Source organism: Parafrankia sp. FMc2 (assembly GCF_041008525.1).
GTDB lineage: Bacteria > Actinomycetota > Actinomycetes > Frankiales > Frankiaceae > Parafrankia.
In genome coordinates this window covers 34611-41510 of record NZ_JBFLUG010000070.1, presented here as the reverse complement: position 1 = coordinate 41510, position 6900 = coordinate 34611, and the positions used below count along the sequence as shown (strand labels likewise).

The 6900-nt window shown below is 70.4% G+C and carries 7 protein-coding genes; 4 read left to right on the top strand and 3 right to left on the bottom strand.

The genetic code is table 11. The features are described from left to right. Together AB1460_RS22305 and AB1460_RS22300 are read left to right on the top strand one after the other, a co-directional pair. Nucleotides 1-414: YidH family protein (locus tag AB1460_RS22305; protein ID WP_368963841.1), on the top strand; the 414-nt coding region annotated here is incomplete at its 5' end. After that, nucleotides 411-911, top strand: coding sequence for a DUF2254 family protein (locus AB1460_RS22300; RefSeq protein ID WP_368963839.1), 501 nt, complete (start codon nt 411-413; stop codon nt 909-911). The genes AB1460_RS22305 and AB1460_RS22300, both read left to right, overlap by 4 nt. On the opposite strand, the gene AB1460_RS22295 is transcribed toward AB1460_RS22300, so the two are convergent. Beyond that, nucleotides 834-1307, bottom strand: coding sequence for a hypothetical protein (locus tag AB1460_RS22295; RefSeq protein ID WP_368963843.1), 474 nt, complete (start codon nt 1305-1307; stop codon nt 834-836). The genes AB1460_RS22300 and AB1460_RS22295 overlap by 78 nt on opposite strands. A gap of 250 nt (nt 1308-1557) precedes the next feature. Further along, complete coding sequence (locus AB1460_RS22290; RefSeq protein ID WP_368963838.1) at nt 1558-3081, bottom strand: catalase; 1524 nt, start codon at nt 3079-3081, stop codon at nt 1558-1560. A gap of 517 nt (nt 3082-3598) precedes the next feature. Here AB1460_RS22290 and AB1460_RS22285 point away from each other — a divergent pair. Continuing rightward, on the top strand, nt 3599-4132 hold the full coding sequence (locus AB1460_RS22285) for a hypothetical protein (RefSeq protein ID WP_368963837.1): 534 nt from the start codon (nt 3599-3601) through the stop codon (nt 4130-4132). Nucleotides 4133-4288: 156 nt separating this feature from the next. Further along, nucleotides 4289-5506 carry a CaiB/BaiF CoA transferase family protein gene (locus AB1460_RS22280; protein WP_368963835.1) on the top strand — a complete coding sequence of 406 codons (1218 nt, stop codon included), beginning with the start codon at nt 4289-4291 and terminating at the stop codon, nt 5504-5506. Between the two features lie 20 nt (nt 5507-5526). On the opposite strand, the gene AB1460_RS22275 is transcribed toward AB1460_RS22280, so the two are convergent. Beyond that, nucleotides 5527-6747, bottom strand: coding sequence for an MFS transporter (locus tag AB1460_RS22275; RefSeq protein ID WP_420497339.1), 1221 nt, complete (start codon nt 6745-6747; stop codon nt 5527-5529). Nucleotides 6748-6900: the final 153 nt, after the last annotated feature.

The window sequence follows — 6900 nt, the reverse complement described above, 5'->3', positions numbered from 1 at the left end:
GGCGCGGATGTGTATAAGCGACAGCCGCAGGATCCTGCCGCTCCAGCCCCGGCCGGCGGGCCGAGCAACGCGGGCGGGGCGGCCGCCGGCTCGCGGGCCCGCGATCACCTTGCCAACGAACGGACGTTCCTGGCGTGGTTGCGCACGTCCGTCAACGTGATGGCACTCGGGCTCGCCTTCGCCGCGTTCGACGACGTCACGACCGCGCCGTCGCTGGCGGCGGGGGCGATCCTCGCCCTCCTCGGCGGGGCCGGACTCTGGTACGCGACCGGCCGTTACCGCCGCGTCAACCGTGAGATCGACGAAGGGTCCTTCACCACCGGGACGAGCGTGGCCGGCCCGACGATCGTCAGCCTGGTCATCGCCACGACCATCCTGATCGCCCTCCTGCTCCTCGTCCTCGCGGCACGATGACGGACAGCCCCGCGCCGGAGTACGAGTGGTGCCGGCCGCCGCGGCAGCGCTACCGCGGGCTGGGGCACCGCTGGCGCACCCGCGTCGTCGCGGGCGCGATCATCGCCGGCGGGACGGTCCTGGGCTGGGCGGTCCCGCACTGGGAACCGCGCCTGCCCCGGATCGGGCTCGAGTACCAGGCGTCCACCGCCCAGGCCACGCTGGCGGCGATCGCCGGAGCCATGATCACGCTCTCGGGGTTCATCGTCACCGCGATCACCGTGGTGGTGCAGACGGTGCAGGGCATGTCCCCGCGCCTGGTCGGCGCGCTGCGTCAATGGGCCGTTACACGGCCGCGTTCGCGCTGCTCGTCGGCACGGCCCTCTACGCTCTCACCGCGCTCAGCCAGATCAACTCCGAACGCATCCCCCGCGCGACGGTCACCATCGCTGTGGCGTTCGTCCTCCTCGACGCGGTCGCCCTGCCCTACCTGCTCGGTTCCCTCCGGGAGGCCGTGACCGGCGGCGGGCTGGCCCGCGCGATCGGCGAGCGGCTTCGCGGCCGATGCCCGCCGAGTCGTAGAGCAGCTTGTGGGCCGGCACTCCGGCGGTGTTGGCGGCGATCGCCTGGAGGTACCTGCGCAGCCGCAACGGGTCACGGACGACGCCGAGCGCCGGGGCCTCGCGGGTCGCGAGATGGTCGACGTAGCCGGTCAACCAACGGTCGCGTGCCCGGTCGGCTTCGCTTCGCAGCGCCTCCGGCCACCCGCTGCTCAGCGCCTCGGTCACATAGGTGTGGAGGTCCCAGCCGATGGGAGGATCCACGAACGCGTCGGCTCCGTCGTCGAGGATCCGGTCGGCCAGCGACGGCGCGGCTGGATCACCGTGACGTTCCCGGCCGACGAGGGGATACATCGTCAGCCGGATGATTCTTCCGGTAGCGGGCCATCCGGAGGTGGTCCAGCACAGAGTTGACCATGGAGATAGCACGTAGATCGTCGATGATCCAGCACACGCCGCCCGCGTGCTGGACGCAGACCGTCACGGTTTCCGTACCCGGGGAACCGCGCCATGTGGCTGGACGGGCATGACCAGGCTGTGCGCCCCGGGCCCCAGGCCTTCCGAGGCCTGGGGCGCACACGAAACACGGGCTTTCGGGACGGTGTCAGGCCTTCGCCTGAGCGCTGGAACGCGCCGGGTTGGCCTGCTTCGCGGCCTTCGGGTCGACCTCGGACTGCTTCGCGCGCACCATCTCCTCGACGTGGCCACCGAGGTCCTTGTCGACGTTGCGCCAGTACTGGAACGCACGCAGCAGAACCGGCTCGCTCACGCCGTTGAGCAGGTGGCCGGCGATGTTCTCGACGAGCCGGGCGCGGGCCGCGTCGTCGAGGACCTCCCGGACCATCGTGCCGGCCTGGCCCCAGTCATCGTCGTCACGGCGCGGGGTGTACGCGGTCCGGACCATCTCGCCGTCGGCGTACCAGTGGCCACCGTCGTCGGTCAGTTCCGGCTGCGCCGCCGGGCCGCCGTAGGAGTTCGGCGCGTACACCGGGTCGGAGACGTTCTGTACCCGCATCGCGCCGTCCTTGGAATAGCTGTGGACAGGCACCTTCGCCGAGTTCACCGGGATCTGCTTGTAGTTCACCCCGAGCCGGGCGCGGTGGGCGTCGGCGTAACTGAACCCGCGGGCCAGCAGCATCTTGTCCGGCGACAGACCGGTGCCGGCGACGAGGTTGTTCGGCTCGAAGGCGGCCTGCTCCATCTCGGTGTGGTAGTCCGAGATGTTCCGGTTCAGCGTGAGGCGGCCGACCTCCTGCAACGGGTAGTCGCTGTGCGGCCACACCTTGGTCAGGTCGAACGGGTTGAAGCGGTAGGACTTCGCCTCGTCGAACGGCATGATCTGCATCTTGAGCGTCCAGCTCGGGAACTCCCCGTCGCGGATGTGCTCGTACAGGTCACGCTGGTGGTAGTCGGTGTCGATCGCGGCCATCTGGTCGGCTTCGTCCTGCGTGAAGCACTCGACACCCTGGTCGGTCTTGAAGTGGTACTTCACCCAGAAGCGCTCACCCGCCGCGTTGATCCACATGTAGGTGTGGCTGGAGTAGCCGTTCATGTGCCGCCAGGTCCGCGGGATGCCGCGGTCCCCCATCAGCCAGGTCACCTGGTGGGCGGATTCCGGTGAGAGCGTCCAGAAATCCCACTGCATGTCGTGGTCGCGCAGGTTGTTGTCCGAGCGGCGCTTCTGCGACCGGATGAAGTGCTGGAACTTCATCGGGTCCCTGACGAAGAACACCGGCGTGTTGTTGCCGACGATGTCCAGGTTGCCGTCGGGCGTGTAGAACTTCACCGCGAACCCGCGCGGGTCACGCCAGGTGTCCGGGCTGCCCCGCTCCCCCGCCACGGTGGAGAACCGGATCAGCACGTCTGTGGTCGCCCCCGGCTGGAACACCGCCGCCCGCGTGAAGGCACTGACATCCTGCGTCACCTCGAACGCCCCGAACGCTCCGCCGCCCTTGGCATGCGGTTGGCGCTCCGGAATGCGTTCCCGGTTGAAGTTCGCCATCTGCTCGATCAGATAATGGTCCTGGAGCAGCAGCGGACCGTCCGGGCCGACACTCAGCGAATGTTCGTCGCTGGCGACGGGGATCCCAGCATCGGTGGTAGTCGGACGACGCTCCTGTGTTGTCACCGCAAACTCCTCATCCTGCCGCCATCACGATTCTCGGGTCGAACCCACCGCCCGTCCCCCGACTCCGGCTGGAGGGCCCGCCGCCGCCCGCCGAGCCAGGCGGTGGCCAGGCGCGCGTCGTCCGGACCGGTGACCTGCGCAGACGCAGACCAGACCGGACCCGCGGACAGTGCCGCTCACTCCGCCTACCCGTCTACCGCCGCCACACACACCCCAGCCCCGACCGATCGGCCCCATCCGCCCTCACCTGCACCGGCACCCAGCCCCATCCGGCGTTCCGGGTGCGGGATCCGGGCCCGGTTCCCGCCGACGCGTGGTCCCGATGTCGTGCCCTGTCACAGGTTCAAGGCATTTTCTGGCCTTCGGCGATGAAACTCCACCCCGTGACAGGAGGCCCTTGTTCTGGTCGGACGCACGCTACCTTCTGCCCGGGAACAAAGTCACGACAGTTCTCGACGTAGGCCCCGAAAATGCTTTCGGTCGACCCTCTCCTGCCGTGGTGGACCGTTCCTGACACGTGCGGAAGGGAGCCTTCACGAAAATCTGGACACAACGCGCGGCCCGGTGCGCTGATGTTCTCGCCGCCGTCGGCGGCCTGACACTCGCGCACCTGTCGCCCGCCTCCGCGGCGGCACCGAACACAGCAGTCGGCCTCCAGGCGACCGGGCTCATCCCCCTCAGCCCCCTTGCCACCAGCGCACGCGCGTCGGTCAGCAGCCTCTCCGTCGCCCCGTCGACGCTCCTTGCCCCCAACGTGGGTGTCCTCGAGTCGACCTGCTCCTACGGCCCCTCCACCGGAGCGGTCAGCGGCGACGCCGACATCCCGGACGGAGCGCTCGTGCCGCTCGGAACGGAGACACCGATCGAGCCGGACCCGGCCCCGGGCACGACCCTGAACCTGGCCGGCGGCCTGGGCACGGTGACCCTCACCCAGCGGACCGTCGCGGCGGACGGCACCCTGACGGTCGACGCGCTGTCGATCAGCCTGCTCGGCGGTCCCCAGAACGTGATCGTCGGCACCTCCGTCTGCAACGAGGCCACCCTGGCCTGACGGCGGGGAGCAGCGGGGAGCAGCGGCGGATCATGGTTCCGACCTTGACAGCTCTCGACCCATAGTTAGACTCAGTCTAAAAAGTGGGCCTGAATATCGGGTTGTGAGCACCGAGAAGTTCACCGCGTTCGGGCGTCGAGAGAAAGCGCAGGAACCGTGCACAAACCACTCACCGGCATCAAGATGGTCGAGGTTGCCCAGTTCACCTTCACTCCCGCCGCCGGCGCGGTGCTGACCGAGTGGGGTGCCGAGGTCATCAAGGTCGAACATGCCGAGATGGGTGACGCCCAGCGAGGAATGCGCAGTCAGCCCAGGGCCGACTCGTGGCACCCGGTGATGGACCATCCCAACCGCGGCAAGAAGAGTATCGGGCTCGCCCTGGAGCAGCCGGCCGCGTACGAGGTCCTGATGGATCTCTGCCGCGACGCCGACGTGTTCCTGACCAACTTCCTGCCCGATGCACGCCGGCGCCTGCGGCTGGACGTCGAGGACATCCGCAAGGCGAATCCGAACATCGTCTACGTCCGCGGCAGCGCCCACGGGCAGCGCGGCCCGTGGGCCGAGCGGGGCGGGTTCGACGGATCCTCGTTCTGGTGCCGGATGGGGAGCGCCTGGGGCGTCACCCCGACCGACAGCGACCGCCTGATCACGATGCCTGCCGGCGCGTACGGCGACACGACGGGCGGCATGGCGATCGCCGGTGGCATCGCCGCGGCGCTGGTCGGTCGGGCCCAGACCGGGGAGCCGAGCGTCGTCGACGTGTCGCTGATGAGCGTGGGTGCCTGGGCGTTCGCGCTGGAGGTGGGCAACGCCGATCTCCTGGGCCCAGACAACCCGGGCGAGCGCATCAACGACATGATGAGCCGGATCAGCAATCCGACTGTCGGCAGCTACAAGACGTCCGACGGGCGCTGGATCAACCTGACCATCATGCAGTCGTTCCGGTACTTCCCCGACCTCTGCCGGCATCTCGGCCTCGACGAACTCATTGATGACGAGCGGTTCAACACCGCCGAGAAGCTGATGGCCAACGGTCCCGCGGCCGGCGCGCTGGTTGCCGAGGCCTTCAGGGCCCAGTCGTATGCGTTCTGGGTGGAGCATCTGCAGACTCTGCAGGGCCAGTGGGCGCCGGTCCAGGGCCCTCTCGACATTCTCGACGACCCGCAGATGTCCGCCAACGGCTACCTCGTCCCGGTGGTCGACGTCGCCGGAAACCAGCGGCGGCTGGTGACCAATCCGGTCCAGTTCGACGAGACGCCGCCGGAGACCCGGCGGGGCCCGCTGTTCGCCGAGCACACCGACGATCTGCTGCGTGAGCTCGGCCGGACCGAGGAGGAGATCCTCCAGATGAAGATCGACGGCGCCTGCACCTGAGCGCTGTCGGTTCCGGCCGGTCAGGAGGCCCCGGCGGCGCCGCGGCCTCGCCGCAGCAGGGCGAGCGCCGTCAGGGCGAGCAGACCGACGACGGTGACGAACACGAGCCCGGCGAGGCGCAGCGTCGTCAGTTCGGCCAGCACCCCGACACCGACGACCGGCAGCGAGATCGCGACATAGGCGACGACGAAGAAGGCCGACGAGGTCTCGGCACGGGCGGGTGGCGGCGCGGCGGCCAGCAGCCCACCGAGGCCCGAGGCGAAGCTGAGGCCCTGCCCGGTGCCAGCCACCACGCCACCCGCGACGAGCAGCGGAAGGGACGGGGCGGCGATCGCGCCGCCGACCAGCGCGACGCCGACCACGAGCGCCGCGCAGCCGGCCGGCAGCCCGACGGCGTGCCCGGTGCGGCGGGCGAGCACCTGGCCGAGCGCCGAGCCGGCGAACACGGCGGCGACGACCAGACCGGTGAGCAGCGGGTTGTGCTCGTCCAGCGTCTGGGCGAGGAAGGCCGGGCCGACCGCGGTGAACAGGCCGAGGACGGCGAAACCGGCGAAACCGGCGAGGGCCGCCCGCACGAACACCGCCCGGGCGGCGGGCGGCACCCGCGGCCGCGAGAGCAGCCGGGCAGGCCGGGCAGGCCGGGCAGGCCGGGCAGGCCGGGCAGGCCGGGACACCGTCTCGGGGGCCAACAGCACGCCCAGCACCGCCGGAACCAGCAGGGCGAGGTTGATGACGTAGGTCAGCTGCAGCGGGTCCGGACCATAGCGGGCGATGATGCCGGCGAGCAGCGGGCCCAGGCCCAGACCGCCCATGTTCGCGATCGTGGGCACGAGGGTGGCCCGGCCCGCGTTCCGCGGTGGGGCGAGGTCGACGAGGGTGGCTGTCGCGGTCCCGGTGAAGATCCCCGCGGACAGGCCGGAGAGCAGCCGACCTGCCAGCAGCGCGGGCAGCCCACCGGCGAACAGGAACATCAGCGCGCTCGCCACCGCGGCACCCAGACCCGCCAGCAGGACGGGGCGCCGGCCGACCCGGTCGGACAGCCGGCCGAAGGCCAGCAACGCGATGATCACCCCGACCGCGTAGGTGGCGAAGATGATCGTGATGGTCAGCTGCGAGAACCCGAACTCGGCGCGGTAGCCCGGATAGAGCGGGGTCGGCAGAGTAGTGCTGGCCATGGCGAGGGTGAACGCGTAGGCCACGGCGGCGAGCCCGCCGGCCCGCCCCAGCGCCCCACCCCCCATGCCGTGGCCGGCGGAGGAGGGCTCGGCGGGCGGCGGCGACGGGGCGGATGGCCGGTTCACCACCCGCACGCTATTGCCGCCGGACCCTCCGACGCGAGGCCCACCCCCCCCGTCCGCGCCACGACCAGACGGCCTCTACCTGGGGTTCGGCAG